General features: G+C 37.0%; 15 protein-coding genes and 1 tRNA gene. 13 read left to right on the top strand and 3 right to left on the bottom strand.

Features of this window, described 5'->3' with window-relative positions:
• Positions 1–157 precede the first annotated feature (157 nt).
• The 11 genes from nusB (at position 158) to LB450_RS07035 (ending at position 8,523) form a co-directional block, all read left to right on the top strand.
• On the top strand, positions 158–1,099 hold the full coding sequence (gene nusB, locus LB450_RS07085) for a transcription antitermination factor NusB (protein ID WP_224487221.1): 942 nt from the start codon (positions 158–160) through the stop codon (positions 1,097–1,099).
• Positions 1,100–1,146: 47 nt separating this feature from the next.
• Positions 1,147–1,623: a DUF1573 domain-containing protein gene (locus tag LB450_RS07080; protein ID WP_224487220.1), complete on the top strand. Its 477-nt coding sequence runs from the start codon at positions 1,147–1,149 to the stop codon at positions 1,621–1,623.
• Between the two features lie 3 nt (positions 1,624–1,626).
• The gene (gene yajC / locus LB450_RS07075; protein ID WP_224487219.1) at positions 1,627–1,932 is read left to right on the top strand and encodes a preprotein translocase subunit YajC; all 306 of its coding nucleotides are present in this window, start codon (positions 1,627–1,629) and stop codon (positions 1,930–1,932) included.
• Between the two features lie 81 nt (positions 1,933–2,013).
• Positions 2,014–2,574, top strand: coding sequence for a thioredoxin family protein (locus LB450_RS07070; protein ID WP_224487215.1), 561 nt, complete (start codon positions 2,014–2,016; stop codon positions 2,572–2,574).
• Positions 2,575–2,668: 94 nt separating this feature from the next.
• Positions 2,669–2,986, top strand: coding sequence for a thioredoxin (trxA, locus tag LB450_RS07065; RefSeq protein WP_224487214.1), 318 nt, complete (start codon positions 2,669–2,671; stop codon positions 2,984–2,986).
• A gap of 66 nt (positions 2,987–3,052) precedes the next feature.
• Positions 3,053–3,982: a DUF58 domain-containing protein gene (locus LB450_RS07060; RefSeq protein ID WP_224487213.1), complete on the top strand. Its 930-nt coding sequence runs from the start codon at positions 3,053–3,055 to the stop codon at positions 3,980–3,982.
• Between the two features lie 84 nt (positions 3,983–4,066).
• Positions 4,067–4,140: transfer RNA gene (locus tag LB450_RS07055), tRNA-Asp, on the top strand.
• Between the two features lie 168 nt (positions 4,141–4,308).
• Positions 4,309–4,587 carry a GIY-YIG nuclease family protein gene (locus tag LB450_RS13825; RefSeq protein ID WP_224487211.1) on the top strand — a complete coding sequence of 93 codons (279 nt, stop codon included), beginning with the start codon at positions 4,309–4,311 and terminating at the stop codon, positions 4,585–4,587.
• Positions 4,588–4,824: 237 nt separating this feature from the next.
• Complete coding sequence (locus tag LB450_RS13820) at positions 4,825–5,103, top strand: GIY-YIG nuclease family protein (protein ID WP_224487211.1); 279 nt, start codon at positions 4,825–4,827, stop codon at positions 5,101–5,103.
• A 736-nt stretch (positions 5,104–5,839) separates the two neighbouring features.
• Complete coding sequence (locus tag LB450_RS07040; RefSeq protein ID WP_224487209.1) at positions 5,840–8,125, top strand: PAS domain-containing protein; 2,286 nt, start codon at positions 5,840–5,842, stop codon at positions 8,123–8,125.
• Positions 8,122–8,523: a response regulator gene (locus LB450_RS07035; protein ID WP_224487207.1), complete on the top strand. Its 402-nt coding sequence runs from the start codon at positions 8,122–8,124 to the stop codon at positions 8,521–8,523. Before LB450_RS07040 ends, LB450_RS07035 begins: the two co-directional genes overlap by 4 nt.
• Positions 8,524–8,721: 198 nt before the next feature.
• Here the strand turns inward: LB450_RS07035 and LB450_RS07030 are convergent, their stop codons facing one another.
• Both LB450_RS07030 and LB450_RS07025 read right to left on the bottom strand, forming a co-directional pair.
• Positions 8,722–9,174, bottom strand: coding sequence for a ribonuclease H-like YkuK family protein (locus LB450_RS07030; protein WP_224487205.1), 453 nt, complete (start codon positions 9,172–9,174; stop codon positions 8,722–8,724).
• A 379-nt stretch (positions 9,175–9,553) separates the two neighbouring features.
• A complete protein-coding gene (locus tag LB450_RS07025; protein WP_224487204.1) occupies positions 9,554–10,702 on the bottom strand; it encodes an aminotransferase class V-fold PLP-dependent enzyme in 1,149 nt (382 codons plus the stop codon).
• A 203-nt stretch (positions 10,703–10,905) separates the two neighbouring features.
• Between LB450_RS07025 and LB450_RS07020 the strand changes: the two genes are divergently transcribed.
• Entirely contained in the window at positions 10,906–12,042 is a 1,137-nt protein-coding gene (locus LB450_RS07020) for a serine hydrolase domain-containing protein (protein WP_224487202.1), read from the top strand.
• 12 nt (positions 12,043–12,054) lie between these two features.
• On the opposite strand, the gene LB450_RS07015 is transcribed toward LB450_RS07020, so the two are convergent.
• On the bottom strand, positions 12,055–12,330 hold the full coding sequence (locus LB450_RS07015; RefSeq protein ID WP_224487200.1) for a YciI-like protein: 276 nt from the start codon (positions 12,328–12,330) through the stop codon (positions 12,055–12,057).
• Positions 12,331–12,547: 217 nt separating this feature from the next.
• On the opposite strand from LB450_RS07015, the gene LB450_RS07010 reads away from it, so the two are divergent.
• A complete protein-coding gene (locus LB450_RS07010) occupies positions 12,548–14,518 on the top strand; it encodes a hypothetical protein (RefSeq protein WP_224487199.1) in 1,971 nt (656 codons plus the stop codon).
• Positions 14,519–14,776: the final 258 nt, after the last annotated feature.

Raw genomic sequence — 14,776 nt, 5'->3', positions numbered from 1 at the left:
TAATCAAAAGACTGAATTGCCTTTTGATATAACAAAAGTTTAAATATATTCATAACAAGGACTTCGGCTAATCTCATTTTGTTTTTAAAAAAATCGAAATAGGCTTCTAACTCTTCTTTTTAATATTATTTTTGCGCTACAATTTTAGAACCTACACATGCTAACAAGAAGACATATTCGTGCAAAAGTGATGCAATCTTTGTATGCTTTCCATCAGGGCAGTAAAGACTCCATGCAAGCCGAAGAGAAATTTTTAAAAAAGAGCACAGAAGATATGTACAATCTTTTTTTACTCAATTTGGAACTCTTGGTTAACATTAGGAGTCAGGCCGAAGACTATTACAAGATTGTGAAGAAGAAATTCCTGGCTACAGAAGAAGAGAAAAATCCTAATAAGAAGTTTATCAATAATCAACTGCTTCACAGAATCGCAAACTCCAATGCCTTGAGTGAACTTGTGGAAAGCAAAAAACTTAACCATTGGTCCAGGGATGATGAATATCCAATTTTGATTTGGAACAAAATTTTGGAGTCAGATATTTATTCAGACTATATTTTTACGGAGACGTCAAGTTTTAAGGAAGACAAAGAGTTTGTTGTGGATATTTTCAAAAAGATTATCGCCCCCAATGATGATTTATATGATTATTATGAAGATCATAACCTGACCTGGATAGATGATTTTCCTATTGTAAACACCACTTTGTTAAAGTTTTTGCAGAAACAAAAAGAAAGTGATGAAGTTCTAAACATACCCCGTCTCTATAAAAATGTAGAGGATGAAAACTTTGCCAGAGAGTTATTTACCAAAACTCTACTTGCTGATGAGGAGTTTTCTGAAATCACTAGAAACAAAACTCCTAACTGGGATCAAGATAGAATTGCAGAAATTGATAGTATTCTTATTAAAATGGCTTTGTGTGAATTTATAAAATTCCCTTCTATTCCTGTGAGAGTTACTATTAATGAATACTTAGAACTTGCCAAGGAATATAGTACTCCCAAAAGCAGTACGTTTATAAATGGTGTTTTGGATACGGTCTCCAAAGAATACCAATCCAATGGAAAAATTAATAAAGTAGGCAGAGGCTTAATGTAATTGGCGAAATTGTCATATTTTTGGTTTTAAATTAAAATTAGTTACTCATGAGAAAGTTAATGTTAGCTTTAGTTGTTATAACAACATTGTCATTATCAGCTTGTAAAAACAAGGCTGCAGACAAAGTCGACGAATCCAAAAAAGAAATAGCAGAGCAACGAGATGCTCAGGAACAGGATTTTCCAGTGATGAAATTTGAAGAAGAAGTTCATGATTTCGGCACTGTAGAAGAAGGAGAAATTGTAGAACATACATTTGCCTTTACCAATACTGGTAATGCTCCGCTTATTATTTCTGATGCTAATGCTAGTTGTGGCTGCACAGTTCCTACTTGGACTGAAGGCGCAATTGCACCAGGTGAAAGTGGGGAGATGTTAGTTAAGTTCAACACCAGAGGTAAACCCAATCAACAAATGAAAGCAGTTAGGATTGTAACTAACACAGAGTCTGGTAGAGAAACTATCAGAATTAAAGCTTTTGTGAACCCAAAAAATAACAATGCTGGATCTCCAGTAAGACAATAATATATGGATCAAATAGGAAGTTTATTACCGTTAGTTTTAATATTTGTAGTGCTTTATTTTTTTATGATAAGGCCTCAAATGAAAAAACAGAAAAAAGAAAAAAGCTTTATTGAATCTATAAAACGTGGAGATAAAGTAGTTACCAAAAGTGGTTTACACGGGAAAGTTGCAGATTTGAGTGAAAAACTTGATGCGGTAATCCTGGAGACAGGTGCTGGTAAAATGACGTTCGACAAGTCATCTTTATCCTACGAGCTTACCGAAAAAGTAAATGCGCCTGCAAAGGAAACAAAACCTGAGAAAAAATAATTTTTTAAGGCAACTTGATTAAAAAGCTATCGGAAACGGTAGCTTTTTTTGTTTAAATTTGACTCAATAAATACTAGCAAAATGTCATTAACCTCATCCAGTATGTTGGATCTCGGAACCAAAGCTCCAAATTTTGAACTTCCAGATTCTATATCGCGATCCATTTATACACTTCAGCAGCTCAAAGGGGATAAAGGAACTGTGATTATGTTTATCTCCAATCACTGTCCTTATGTAAAACATGTGAACGAGGAGATTGTGAGGTTTGCCAATGATTATAGAATACTGGGATTTAGCTTTATAGCTATTTCCAGTAATGATGTAAAAGCTTATCCGCTGGACCATCCTGAGGAAATGTTTAAAACCGCAAGACAGCTCAATTATCCGTTTCCGTATTTATATGATGAAACCCAGGAAGTAGCCAGAGCCTTTCAGGCGACATGTACTCCAGATTTCTTTGTGTTTGATGAAGCTTTAAGCTTAGTTTACAGAGGTCAACTAGATGATTCAAGACCCAAAAATGGCATACCGACATCGGGGAGAAGTATGAGAGAAGCTTTGGATGCTCTCTTAAATAATAGAGCAGTACCTAAAGTTCAAAAGCCAAGTATGGGCTGTAATATTAAATGGCGTACCTATTAAAATAAACCTACCTAATTCTTAAATAAGATTAATTAATATATTATTAAGTTCTTTATTCCCATACATAACCTAATTTTGCATAAAACATATAATTATGGCATTAGAAATAACAGATAAAGATTTTCAAGAAAAAGTTCTAGAAAGCGATAAACCCGTACTTGTTGACTTTTGGGCAGCATGGTGTGGACCTTGCAGAATGGTAGGGCCAATCATTGAGGAATTAAGCACAGAGTATGAAGGCAAAGCCGTTGTAGCTAAGATGGATGTTGATCAAAATCAAGAATTTGCAGCCAAATATGGTGTAAGAAACATACCAACCGTTCTTTTATTTAAAGACGGGGAAATGGTCAACCGTCAAGTTGGTGTCGCACAAAAAGAAACTTATAAAGAAGCAATTGATAATGTATTGTAACTTACAATAAAGATTTTTAAACTTCGAGGCCTGGTTTGTACCAGGCCTTTTTTATGAGTGTTTACCATGGACATTAAAACTGTACTTCGAGATTCTAAATTGACCAATCTCCCTTTACTAGCTTCACAGGTAGTAGAAGGGTTTATATCTGGAATACATAAAAGCCCATTTCATGGCTATTCTGCTGAATTTGCCGAGCATAAGCTATACAATACAGGAGAAAGCACCAGGCATATTGACTGGAAGCTCTATGCTAAAACGGACAAACTTTACACCAAAAAATTTGAGGAGGAGACCAACTTGAGGTGTCATTTTATCTTAGACCAATCGGCTTCTATGTATTATCCTGAAGTTAAGTCACCATCGTTAGCCAATTTGGACAAATTGAGTTTCTCAGCCCTTTCCATAGCGGCTATTATGCAGCTGCTCAACAAACAGCGAGATGCTGTGGGATTATCTGTCTATGATGAAGAGTTAAGGTTTCAGGCTACAGAAAAGGGGAGTGGCTTGCATTATAATATGATTTACAGTGAACTTGAAAAGTGCATCAATACGCCGCAGCAGAGTTCAAAAACCAATACGTATCAGTTTTTACATGAAATCGCTGAAAAGCTGAAACGCCGTTCTCTTATTTTTCTTTTTACCGATTTACTGCAGCCTGATTTGCCACGGGCCGACTTGTTTGAAGCTCTGAGACATCTCAAGTACAATAAGCATCAGGTGGTCTTATTTCACACCTTAGATCATCAAACAGAGGTGCATTTCAAATTCGACGAAACACCAAAGCGATTTTTTGATCTAGAGACTGGAGCCAAAATCGACTTACATACGCATCAGATTCAGAAAGAATACGTTGAAAAGATGGCAGAATTCATCCGGGAAGTAAAGCTGACCTGTGCTAAATACAGGATAAGATACGTCGAAGCAGATATTCGAACTAATTTTGAAAAAATATTATCGACTTACTTAGTTGAAAAACAGAACCTAAAGTCTTAAAGTCTTTTTTTGTTGAATTATTTTCATCAAACATGTTTGTGTAATTAAAAATTGGGCTTATATTTGCACTCGCAATTAAGCAACGGTCTGGTAGTTCAGTTGGTTAGAATACCTGCCTGTCACGCAGGGGGTCGCGAGTTCGAGTCTCGTCCAGACCGCTTTAATTTCCACGAGATTGGAAATTTTATTAAGAGGTTGTGTTGTGAATGTGTAACAGCATTCTTAGGTTTAGAAAAGTAAACCGCTAGAAGTCTTTCCCAACAGGAAGGGCTTTTTTATTTCCAAGAAATTCGAAATCTTTTTAAATTTAGATATTTTAAAAAGACATGTTTTACTTTGTTTACATCATTTATTCATTTGAAAATGATATTTACTATAAGGGTTTTTCTACTCGACCCTTAGAAAGACTTAAAGAGCACAATGAAAATTTAGGTCGATTCACAGGGAACAAAGGGCCGTGGGTTTTGGTTTTTCTCCAATCATTTCAAGAGAAAAAACAAGCTTTAATACGTGAACGAAAGTTGAAGAAATATAGCAAAGTTCAGATTCAAAGTTTAATCCAAACACCATTGAATGAAATTGATAAATTTAAAACTAATGAATAGTTTTTATTGGAAACCTGCCTGTCATCCCCAAAGCATTGGGGACGAGTTCGAGTCAGGCTTGACCCCAATCCTTTGGGGTTCCAGACCGTCCCCAAAGCATTGGGGATTGTGTTGTGAATGTGTAAAAGCATTCTTAGGTTTAGAAAAATAAACCGCTAGAAGTCTTTCCCAACAGGAAGGGCTTTTTTATTTCCAAGAAATTCGAAATCTTTTTAAATTTAGATATTTTAAAAAGACATGTTTTACTTTGTTTACATCATTTATTCATTTGAAAATGATATTTACTATAAGGGTTTTTCTACTCGACCCTTAGAAAGACTTAAAGAGCACAATGAAAATTTAGGTCGATTCACAGGGAACAAAGGGCCGTGGGTTTTGGTTTTTCTCCAATCATTTCAAGAGAAAAAACAAGCTTTAATACGTGAACGAAAGTTGAAGAAATATAGCAAAGTTCAGATTCAAAGTTTAATCCAAACACCATTGAATGAAATTGATAAATTTAAAACTAATGAATAATTTTTATTGGAAACCTGCCTGTCATCCCCAAAGCATTGGGGATTGTGTTGTGAATGTGTAACAGCATTCTTAGGTTTAGAAAAGTAAACCGCTAGAAGTCTTTCCCAACAGGAAGGGCTTTTTTATTTCCAAGAAATTCGAAATCCACAAGCACTATCTTTAAATTGAGATATGATTTTTGCAATAAAAAAGGGAGACTTTTTTTAATTATTAAATTATTTTATATAAAAATGTTAGGAGCAAATAACAGTCTCTGTTCAAAGGAATATCTATATCATGTCCTCGAAGTCTTTTAGTCTCTCGTACACTTCTTTTACTGACTCCCCTGGCTGAACGGCTTCGTTCAGTGTACCCTGCCAGTAAGGTGGATAAGTCCTTATTTCCCTCTGTTGTTCGTAGGTTGGTCTCGGTTTCTTCTCTGAGTCTTCTTGCTGTTTCATGTTTCCTCGAATCATATTTATTTAATATATACTATTGTAATAGGTTATTTTATGAACAATATTTACAGTTAAGATTTACTGAGTTCAACAAATACTAACTTAAACTTAATTAATCTGAAAAATTCTTTCTACTTTTAGCTTCTATTATCATTTCAACTTTGGTTCAAGAATTAAAGATTGTGATAAGTGATGCTAGTGATGGTATTAATTGTTAATCTAAAAAACTTGCGTCTGTTTACCCTCTACAAATACTTATATAAGCCCGTTGGACAACATTTTGAAAACATAATCACCTTATGAAAAGTTCTGAAATGCCAAAAAATGAATTAAACCATCTAAACCAAGAACTAGATAAGAAGAATGAGTTGTTTGAGTATATACAAGAAGCGAATGAATTGGGCATATGGGAATTGGATATTGCGTCTGACAAAATTACCTGGACTGATATGGTATATAAAATCCATGAAGTACCTAAGGATTTTAATCCTAACAAAGCAAAAGCAATAGAATTTTATCACCCTGATTACAGACCTATAGTTTTGGAGGCTATAACAAAATGCAGTGTAGATGGCAAATCTTACGACCTAGTATGTCAATTGATCACCGCCAAAGAAAGGCTAATATGGGTGAGAGCCACCGGCAAAAAAGTCGGTGATAAACTCATTGGCAGTTTTCAGGATATCACCAATATAAAGAAGAGTGAAATTAGATTTAAATCTGTAATCGAAGGTACCAATGTGGGCACCTGGGAATGGAATGTACAAACAGGTGAAACCGTCTTTAATGAACGGTGGGCAGAAATCGTGGGCTATACCCTGGAAGAACTCGCTCCTGTCAGTATTGAGACCTGGATGAAATTGGCACACCCTGAAGATCTTAAAGAATCCGAGCGCAGACTCAATGCTTGTTTTGAGAAAGAGACAGAATACTATAAGTTTGAAACCCGCATGAAGCATAAAGACGGTCATTGGGTATGGGTTTATGACAGTGGTAAAGTTTTTGAATGGACACATGACGGAAAGCCTTTGATGATGTATGGTACTCATAAAGATATTACCGAAAGAAAGCTAAGAGAAGAGAAGCTCCGTATCAGTGAAGAGGCTTTCAGAGGAAATTTTGAAAACGCTGCCATTGGAATGGCTTTAATGGATGAAAATGGAAAATGGCTAAAAGCAAATGCCAAGGTCTGTGAAATGGTTGGGTATACGCAAGAGGAGTTATTCGAACTTACCTTTCAAGATATGACACATCCTGATGATTTAGATACAGACTTGGGACTTTTGAAAGAACTTGTGGTAGGCAAAAGGGATCATTATCAAATGGAAAAACGCTACTTCCATAAAGACGGACATATAGTTCATATCCTATTGGCAGTATCTGTGGTAAAGAATAAGCAGGGTAACGTGCTCTATTTTATTTCGCAAATAATAGACATTAGCAATGAAAAAGAGTCACAAAGAAAACTGCAAGAAGCAATCTCCAGCTTGCAAGCTATCCTGGACGCAAGCAAACAGGTTTCCATTATTGCCACGGATAAAGAGGGTACAGTTACCTTGTTCAACTCTGGTGCTGAAAAGCAACTCGGGTACAAAACACAGGAAGTTATAGGTAAACCTCATCCGGAACTTATTCATCTGACTGAAGAGGTGGAAAGAGAGAGTGAAGAACTATCTAAAAAGTACAACAAAGAAATAAAGGGGTTTGAAACCTTCGTATATGAAACCAAAATTGGTGTATCAAATACAAAAGAATGGACTTATATCCGTAAAGATGGAACTAGCTTTCCTGTTTTGCTTTCTGTCAATACCATAAAAGACCATGATGAAATTGTAGGATACTTGGGTGTAGGTACTGATATTAGTGATTTGAAAAAAGTTGAGAAAGAGATCAAATCGCTGCTCGACATTACAAATGAACAAAATGAAAGACTTCGCAATTTTGCTCATATTGTTTCGCACAACCTGCGGTCTCATAGCTCTGGAATTTCCGGAATTATTCAGCTTTTTCAAATGGAATTTCCGGAAGTATCGAAGCATGAATTAATCAGTCATCTTAGAAATGGAGTCGAGAACCTGACGCAAACGGTAAATGATTTAAATGAGATTGTAAAAGTTAATTTGTCGCAAAGCGACACTGCCCAAATTGGTATTTATGAGGTGTTACAAAAAAATATAGACAGCCTGAGCATGCAAATACAACAGACCGATATTGAAATCATCAACACTGTTGAAAAGGATCTGTCAGTCAAAGCTATTCCTGCTTATCTTGATAGTATTTTCCTGAATATGATTACAAATGCCATTAAATATAGAAGCGAAGAAAGAGCGAGTTATTTGAAGATTCAAGCAAATATGGAAAAATCCATGGTAAGTGTATCTTTTGAAGATAATGGTCAGGGCATAGACTTAAAAAAACATGGTGACAAACTCTTTGGCTTGTACAAAACCTTTCATGATCACGATGAATCCAGAGGCGTAGGATTGTTCATAACTAAAAACCAAATAGAAAGCATGGGTGGCAAAATAGCAGTGGTAAGTGAAGTAAACGTGGGTACAGTTTTTAAAATAACCTTACCAAAATGAAAAAAATAGATTTAGCGTGTATTGTGGAAGATGATCCAGTGCAATTGTTTATAACGAGGAAGTATATAGAACTTTCCGGATTTGTTGAAAAAACATTGGCTTATAAGAATGGAAAAGAAGCATATACTTCACTAAAAGCAATGTTTCTGAATAATGAAAAATTGCCCCAAATTATATTTTTGGATTTAAATATGCCTGTTTGGGATGGGTGGAAGTTTCTGGATGAATTCACTCAAATACCTATAGAACAGGGTGGTGCTATTTATATTTTAACAAGTTCAAATCATGAAGATGATATTCAAAGAGCTGAAAAATATGGATTGAAAAATAACTATTTAGTCAAACCAATAGATCTAAGTCAATTAAACGGTATTTTGCCAAAGCTTGTCACTAATTAATTCTATCGACCAACTTAAACAACATTTACCAACAATGGTAAGCCTTGCCCCCGTCCGAATGGAACAGGCGGGCAAGTCACCAAAAATTTAGAACACAAGTCGTTTTAAGCCCTTTTCAGGGGTTTGTCTTAGTATCAAAGAGTGTTCTTTAAAATAGTGAAATAAGAGACCGTATTTTTTTTGGTGTAAAGCTCTTCTTTATCCCACAATATGATCAGCGGCATAGACGGCAGGAAGAAGATCGGGTTTTATTCTTGCTTTGAAGCCTAAGGATTCAACATAACCCACCGCAGCTGTAACCAGCGTATTGGATTTGAATTTGGGATTCACATTGTAATCCAGATCAATGGTGTCGATCTCAATACCCTTCTCGCGCAGATAAAGCGCAGTTTCTACCGAACGTTCTGTCTCTCCCCAGAGTCTGGTCCACATATCGGCAATCAAGGGCATCACTTCCTTGCGATAAATCACATGACAGCCTGTTTTTGAAACATTAAAGACCAGGGTGGTGGCATAAGTCGTCCGTAAGCGGTTTTGACTATCGCAACCCAAGTATAGGTTGAGCTTTTCATAGGGATAAAGCGCATAATAGTCGTGCACATAATCGGCCACATCAAAAGGCTTTTCACTGGTCAATTTTTTGAATTGCATCTGTCCGGATTTAATATCTTAAACTAAGCTCTGAATATCAAATAGTTCTATAGAAAACTCAGTTAAAGCTACAGTTTTTAATCTTACTTTATGAGGATATTAATCTCTGCTTTTTACTACTTAACGGTATTGACTTAATATCTTCTTACTCTTATGTTTTATTCTGATTTTGCCTTTAACTGGTTTGATGCTCTGCGATACATTTCTTAAGACTTTATGTAGACCTGAACATCCAGTTTGTATTGATGATTTACTGAAAATTTTGAAAACTTATTTTAGTGTGTGATGAAGAGTTGGGAGTGAGCTAAAATTTAGGCTTTTAGTAATTTATATAAAGAGGTTGCTCTTCAGTAATCATAAATACAATCAATAATTTTATTCATAAATGTGTATCCAAAACCTTTATAAATGCTTCTATATCAGGGACGGTATTATAAACATGAGGCGAAACCCGGATGAAATTACCCCTGGTAGACACGTGAATGTTATTGGTTTTAAAGTCGTTTTTCAGTTTTGGGGTAAGCAGGCTTTCAGGTAGAAACAATCCGTACAGATGTGAACTCATGTTGATCTCATCTTCCATCTCCAGGCCTTTTCTTTTTTGAAATGCTCTTAAGGGCTCAAGCAATTCAAAGCAATAGGTTTGAATGTTTTCCACCTTCCATTTCAGAATTTGTTCCAGGGCAGCTTTCAGCATAGGGAGGGCGATAAAATTGCTAAACTCTCCCACATTATAGCGCATGGCTCCGCTTCCGTAGTCCTCAGGATAACTGGTGAGTTTGTCGAAATCATGGCTGTCTTTTCGAGTCATCCATGAATGTTCAATGGGTTCGCCCTGGTTAAATTTTTCGCTATAATAGGCTAAGCCCGAAGAGTAGGGTCCGAGGAGCCATTTATAAGAAGCGCATATCAATGCATCTATGTTGAATTCCTGAACATCCATGGGCAAAGCGCCAACAGATTGAGTGCCATCCACGATAAAATACGTGTGGGTTGACCGGCATTTTTCACCTATGGCCTTCAAATCGAATTTCAGGCCCTGCATCCAATGAATAGAAGACATCGCCACAACGGCAGTTTCTTCAGTGATGCTTTCGATTATATCTTCGGTCCATTTTAAAGTCCTTCCTTTTATAAATTCCGGAGGAGGTAACACCTTAAGATCAGCCTTTTGGTCCTGACAGATTTTTCTCAAAGCAAGGTGATCACTAGGAAATTCTTCACTGACCATGATGGCATACTGCCCGCTTCTGAAGGGGACATTGCGCAGGGCATTAATCAATCCGTAAGAGGCAGAGGGAATTAGCGCATTTTGGGAAGCAGGGCTGTTAATTAATTTTCCAAACAGTGACTTTATCTCCAGAGCCGGCTCAAAGAAATCGGATTCTTTTATAGAGGTAGGGTCAGATTTTCTTAAGACGCCCTCAATTCCAGCCTGCTCAACTGCTTTTAGATTAGGAGACATATAAGCACCGTTGAGATAATGTAAGTTTTCGGGAAGGCTAAAAAGATGGTTTTGATTTTTCATCAACGCAGTTTTAATGTAAGAGATTTCAAATTTCAATATATAATTTTTATCGGATCCATTACCTCAAATAAAACCCATTTAAACTTAGCCTGATTCTAATCTACAATACATTTATTAGCGAAATATAAAAATTATTAAACTTGCTCTGCGGTAGTTCGGATTTTATGGATATTTACAACTTATCAAATCATAAAATATCCAACATGAAAATTTTATTCACGCTCACCTGTGTTTTGTTTTTTTGGTCAAACATCGTGTTTGGACAATATTATCCAAGTCAAGACTGGGAAAGAAAATCGGCTACCGCTTTAAAAATGAATCCCGTCTTATTAGATAGTGCTGTGACTATCGCTTCTGGTAATGAAAATTCAGTCAATAGAGATTTAAGAATCGCTATACTAGAAGCTTTTTCCAGAGAGCCAAATTTTGAAATTCTCGGAGAAACCAAACAAAGAGGCGGCCCAGCTGGCTTGGTGATTAAAGACGGTTATATCGTGGCGGAATGGGGAGAGGTCGACAGAGTAGATATGACCTTCAGTGTAGCTAAAAGCTATCTATCTACTGTGGCTGGATTGGCTTTAGATCGTAAGTTAATTCATAGTATAAACGATAAAACTCACAAATATGTCTGGGATGGGACGTTTGATGGGGAACATAATCAAAAGATAACCTGGGATCATTTATTAACTCAGTCTTCAGACTGGTCTGGACAACAGTTTGGACTTGACGATTGGGCAGACCGCCCGCCAAGAGAGGGCACTATCGACGACTGGAGAGCAAGACAATTGTATGAACCTGGAACTCATTACAAATACAATGATGTAAGGGTCAATGTCCTGGCTTATGCCCTGCTTCAGGTGTGGAGAAAACCACTACCACAAGTCTTAAAAGAGGAAATCATGGACCCTATTGGGGCTTCTACAACCTGGAGATGGCTGGGATACCATAATTCTTACGTGAATGTAGACGGTTTACAAATGCAGTCTGTGAGTGGCGGCGGACATTTTGGAGGTGGCATATTTATCAATTCTTTAGATCATGCTAGATTTGGGTTATTATTCCTGAGAAATGGAAAATGGAAGGATAAGCAACTGATCTCAGAAAACTGGGTGAAAAGTGTCCAGGAATCTTCTCAGGCCAAATCAGACTATGGCTATTTGTGGTGGAACAATAGCCAGGAAGCCTGGGAAGGAGTTTCTGAGGAAGTGTACTTTGCTGCAGGATTTGGAGGGAACTATATCATAATCGATGAAGAAAACGATTTGCTTGTGGTCACCCGCTGGATCGACAATTCAAAAATCGACGATGTGATGCGGTTGTTGCAAAAAGCCGTCGAGTAATTAATCAACTATTTACCCGCCTATCACCACAGTCCAGGGGCGAATCTTCCACTCGGTAATCAATCCGTTTTTGACATAAGGATCGTTTTTGGCAAAGTTTTCGGCGACACTGGGATCATTTGTTTTAAAAATAAAAACCCCACCATCAGCTGGTTCTGAAAAGGCACCAGCCATGACTAAAGTACCTTGCTCATTTGCGGTTTTTAATAATTCTAGATGTTCTTGTCGAAAAGGAGCTCTTTTTTCAATATAATTGTCAACAGATTTATAAAAAAGAATATAATGCATAGGAGTTATTTAAGGTATGAAATTACAAGTCATATTATTCGTCTAAAATACAATAAAAATGGATTTGGTTAATCTTAAATATAGGTGGGAGTATTTTAGATATTATCGAGGATTAAATAAAAAATTGAAAGCAAAAGAAAATTTAAAATAAGCTGTTGAATTGATTGTAAGTGATTTAAACGCGTACACTTAATTATCAAGAATTAAAAATAAACTTATGAATAAAGCTCAAAGCAATTTTAGAAAAAAACTCTTATCTTCTATGGCTATCCTTACCATGGCTTGCATATCATTTCTAGGATGTGATGAATCTGAAAGCAAAACCTTTAAAGTTGATTTCGATAGTACTAAAACAGTATCAGGTGAAAAATTTGCACTTCGGGATATAAACCCTGAACTTGAGTCAGACTGGAGTGATTATAATTATGTGTTGCTTGAAATGATGATGAGTACTCCACAGCGATTTCAAATTGGATTCACGACAGATTCAGGTTATAATGATCTTCGGGTCATGAGCTATGCTCCCGGGGGATGGATAAAACTAGCGATTCCTCTTAGGTTTTACAGGCAGCTCCCCGACGCGGCAAATGATATCGCAGCAACTATGAATCAGCCTCGGTATACCGGCTGGTTTAATCTGGGAGGTGAGCGTGGCCCCCTAAAAGGGGTGGATTCTATCGGCATCAGAATGCATGCTCCCATTGGAAACCCCTACTTTGAGTTGCGTTCCATAAGTTTACACAAAGAGGATCCCGGTGATGAATACCTTGGAGAAACACCTGTCGTCGATGAATTTGGTCAATCTAACCTCTTGGACTTTGATGAGAAAATTAAATCCTTGGATCAGTTAAAAACAGCCTGGGAAACTGAAGAAACAAACTTAAGTAAAAAGGAAGATTTTAATTATTCAACATATGGTGGCTACCTGAATGCAAAAGTAGAAGCTACAGGTTTTTTTAGAACACAAAAAGTAAACGGCAAATGGTGGTTTGTGGATCCAGAGGGCTATCAATTTTTGTCTCTTGGCGTAGATTGTATAGCGCCAGGTAATGGGGGGCAAGTGAATAGACTGGATCAGCGTGAAACTTCAAATTTCATAAAGAAATTACCTCCTGAAGGTGTAGGATACGATCCGGAAAATCCTAATTCAGTATCCTTTGGGACATGGAATTTGCATCGCCGCTTTGGAGAGGATTATCCTGCTAAATCCAGAGAAATGATAATAGACAGAATGTCTAACTGGGGGATTAATACCATAGCCAACTGGAGTAGTAAAAAGGTTATAGATATGAATCAAAAACCATTTATGCTGCAACTTTCCGGACTTGGTATAAATGAAGGAGTTATGGGACTTGTCGATGTATATGCTCCTGATTTTCAAAGGAAAACTGAAGAAGCTGTGAAGAAGACGGTTTTCCCTTACAAGGATAACAAATGGCTGATAGGTTATTTTACCAGCAATGAACCCTCATGGTTAGGTCAGGAATCCAGATTATGTGATTTGATCCTTGCAGAAGATGAGGATAAGCCTATAAAACAGGCTTTAGTGAATTATCTGGCAGAAGGAGATACGCCTGAAAGGCGTAAGGCATTTATTTTTGATACGTTTAAAACATTTCTCCAAACCGTGGAAGCTTCAGTAAGAAAATATGACCCCAATCACCTCACTTTAGGAATACGTTTTGGAGAGGTTCCAGAGGACGAAATCCTAAATATATGTAAAGGTGTTTTCGATGTATTTAGTTTCAACGCTTATGAAGTGGTTCCTCCCAGAGAAACCATGGACAGAATAAGTGAAGTGACAGGTTTACCCATGCTTATAGGAGAATATCATTCTGGAACAGTCAATAGAGGGATGGCTCAGGCTTTGGTGCAGGTTAAAAATCAAGAAGAGCGGGGTGTCGCCTATAGATATTATACAGAGCAGGCGTTCAATCATCCTGGCTTAATTGGCGTCGCTTATTTTCAATGGGCCGATCAGGACTTAACCGGAAGACGTTATGATGGCGAAAATTATAACTGTGGCATCGTAGATGTCACCGATCGGCCGTATCCGCATATGGTGGAGGCCATCAAAAAAACAGCAAAACGAGTGTATGAGGTACATACCGGGAAATTGCAGCCTTACAATCAAAAACCTTTAGGTGCTACTGGTTATGAGCTTATACCAGATCTGTGGAATGAATAAGAAATGAAGGATGTGAACACTAACATTTAGCTATATTCAAAGCTGTGCATCTTCATTATGACCTTAAAACAGATTACTTCTGAGGAACTTAGAAACCAATAAACCCACAACTTTCGTTGTGGGTTTTCCTTTTGCGGAGAAAGAGGATTAACTGCGTTGATCCCAAAAGTGTTATCCTGTACAAGCATATAAAACCCAAGCAAGCTAACGCTTACTTTGTTTTTTAAATGTCCAACCCCTTACAAAAGCCTTGCTTTT

Origin of the sequence: Psychroflexus curvus, from assembly GCF_020164585.1 — a bacterium.
GTDB classification, from domain to species: domain Bacteria; phylum Bacteroidota; class Bacteroidia; order Flavobacteriales; family Flavobacteriaceae; genus Psychroflexus; species Psychroflexus curvus.
Note: the sequence above shows the minus strand (reverse complement) of the source record. Positions and strands in the feature narration are given on the sequence as shown.

Excerpts from the sequence above, each read along its gene's own strand:
- yajC (WP_224487219.1), top strand. The coding sequence starts at position 1,627 with ATGGATCAAATAGGAAGTTTATTACCGTTAGTTTTAATATTTGTAGTG.
- LB450_RS07040 (WP_224487209.1), top strand. The coding sequence starts at position 5,840 with ATGAAAAGTTCTGAAATGCCAAAAAATGAATTAAACCATCTAAACCAA.
- LB450_RS07070 (WP_224487215.1), top strand. The coding sequence starts at position 2,014 with ATGTCATTAACCTCATCCAGTATGTTGGATCTCGGAACCAAAGCTCCA.
- LB450_RS07015 (WP_224487200.1), bottom strand. The coding sequence starts at position 12,330 with ATGCATTATATTCTTTTTTATAAATCTGTTGACAATTATATTGAAAAA.
- LB450_RS13820 (WP_224487211.1), top strand. The coding sequence starts at position 4,825 with ATGTTTTACTTTGTTTACATCATTTATTCATTTGAAAATGATATTTAC.
- LB450_RS07080 (WP_224487220.1), top strand. The coding sequence starts at position 1,147 with ATGAGAAAGTTAATGTTAGCTTTAGTTGTTATAACAACATTGTCATTA.
- LB450_RS07035 (WP_224487207.1), top strand. The coding sequence starts at position 8,122 with ATGAAAAAAATAGATTTAGCGTGTATTGTGGAAGATGATCCAGTGCAA.
- nusB (WP_224487221.1), top strand. The coding sequence starts at position 158 with ATGCTAACAAGAAGACATATTCGTGCAAAAGTGATGCAATCTTTGTAT.
- LB450_RS07020 (WP_224487202.1), top strand. The coding sequence starts at position 10,906 with ATGAAAATTTTATTCACGCTCACCTGTGTTTTGTTTTTTTGGTCAAAC.
- LB450_RS07025 (WP_224487204.1), bottom strand. The coding sequence starts at position 10,702 with ATGAAAAATCAAAACCATCTTTTTAGCCTTCCCGAAAACTTACATTAT.
- LB450_RS13825 (WP_224487211.1), top strand. The coding sequence starts at position 4,309 with ATGTTTTACTTTGTTTACATCATTTATTCATTTGAAAATGATATTTAC.
- LB450_RS07010 (WP_224487199.1), top strand. The coding sequence starts at position 12,548 with ATGAATAAAGCTCAAAGCAATTTTAGAAAAAAACTCTTATCTTCTATG.
- LB450_RS07060 (WP_224487213.1), top strand. The coding sequence starts at position 3,053 with ATGGACATTAAAACTGTACTTCGAGATTCTAAATTGACCAATCTCCCT.
- LB450_RS07030 (WP_224487205.1), bottom strand. The coding sequence starts at position 9,174 with ATGCAATTCAAAAAATTGACCAGTGAAAAGCCTTTTGATGTGGCCGAT.
- trxA (WP_224487214.1), top strand. The coding sequence starts at position 2,669 with ATGGCATTAGAAATAACAGATAAAGATTTTCAAGAAAAAGTTCTAGAA.